Genomic DNA, 930 nt, shown 5'->3' with positions numbered 1-930 from the left:
CGGGGACCGCCCTGGAGCCCGTACGGGCAGGACGGAGCGGCCGCTCCCGGCATGGTGGTGCGGGAGCGGCCGACGGTGCGGAGGTCAGCGGCGGCCATGCCCGCCCGGGCCGTCGAGTCCGTCGGTCTCGATGCGGCTGGTGCCCTTCGCGACTTCCTCGATGTTGTGGTCGCGGGTGTCCTGCATCATCCGGACCTGGCTGACCGTGGCGTCGGTGATGCCCAACAGCGCTTCGCGGATGGACATCATGGTGTCCTTGGTGGTCTGCCGTTCCTTCTGCTCCTGCGGTTTGGCCTTCTCCGCGAAGTCGCCCTCCGTGCCCGGCCAGTTCACCGTGGGCGCCAGCTCGTCGAGGAACTCCTCGGTCATGCTCCTGGCCAGGGTGCCGATCTCCTCCAGTTGCCCGGCCAGGGCCTCGATGCGCTCCGGGTCTACGTAGTACCGCTGTCCCATCGTCAGTCCTCTCCCTCTTCGCCGAGCGCGTCCCGCCAGGCGGGGGCGGCCCTGCCGCCACGTGCCGAGTCCTCGCCGTCCTCGCGCAGCACCTCGGGACCGAAGATGCGCTCCCAGTCCAGTTCGAAGCCCTTCAGCTCCGGCACGTCGCTGCTGGGCTCGGCGAAGGGCGCCATCGCCTTCATCACATGCCGGTTCATCTTCAGACGCGCCGCGTCCGCCGCCTCCAGGACACTGGCGGCCAGCTCCTGCGGAGACATGTCGCGGTACTTGTTCTCCAGGAACTCGATCCCGGTCAGCTCACCCTGCGGGCCCGACGTGGCACGGACCGCACGGTCGGAGGAGAGCGCCGCGAACGAAGCCGTCCGCAGCTCCCGCTCGGTGCGCGCGACCGCCTCCTGGGCCGCCTGAAGTTCGGCCATGGCCTTCTCCAGGCGCTTCTCCAGCGGTTCCGTCACGTCCGCTCCCCCTTTTTCC

2 protein-coding genes are annotated in these 930 nt (G+C 69.8%); both read right to left on the bottom strand.

All coding sequences use genetic code 11. The annotated features are described in order from the left end of the window. Positions 1-84: 84 nt before the first annotated feature. Positions 85-453 carry a hypothetical protein gene (locus ACFWFI_RS06575; RefSeq protein ID WP_387386278.1) on the bottom strand — a complete coding sequence of 123 codons (369 nt, stop codon included), beginning with the start codon at positions 451-453 and terminating at the stop codon, positions 85-87. A gap of 2 nt (positions 454-455) precedes the next feature. Continuing rightward, positions 456-911, bottom strand: coding sequence for a YbaB/EbfC family nucleoid-associated protein (locus ACFWFI_RS06570; protein ID WP_387386276.1), 456 nt, complete (start codon positions 909-911; stop codon positions 456-458). Positions 912-930 lie beyond the last annotated feature (19 nt).

Source organism: Streptomyces sp. NPDC060209, assembly GCF_042728155.1.
Taxonomy (GTDB): domain Bacteria; phylum Actinomycetota; class Actinomycetes; order Streptomycetales; family Streptomycetaceae; genus Streptomyces.
Note: the sequence above shows the minus strand (reverse complement) of the source record. Positions and strands in the feature narration are given on the sequence as shown.

Excerpts from the sequence above, each read along its gene's own strand:
- ACFWFI_RS06575 (WP_387386278.1), bottom strand. The coding sequence starts at position 453 with ATGGGACAGCGGTACTACGTAGACCCGGAGCGCATCGAGGCCCTGGCC.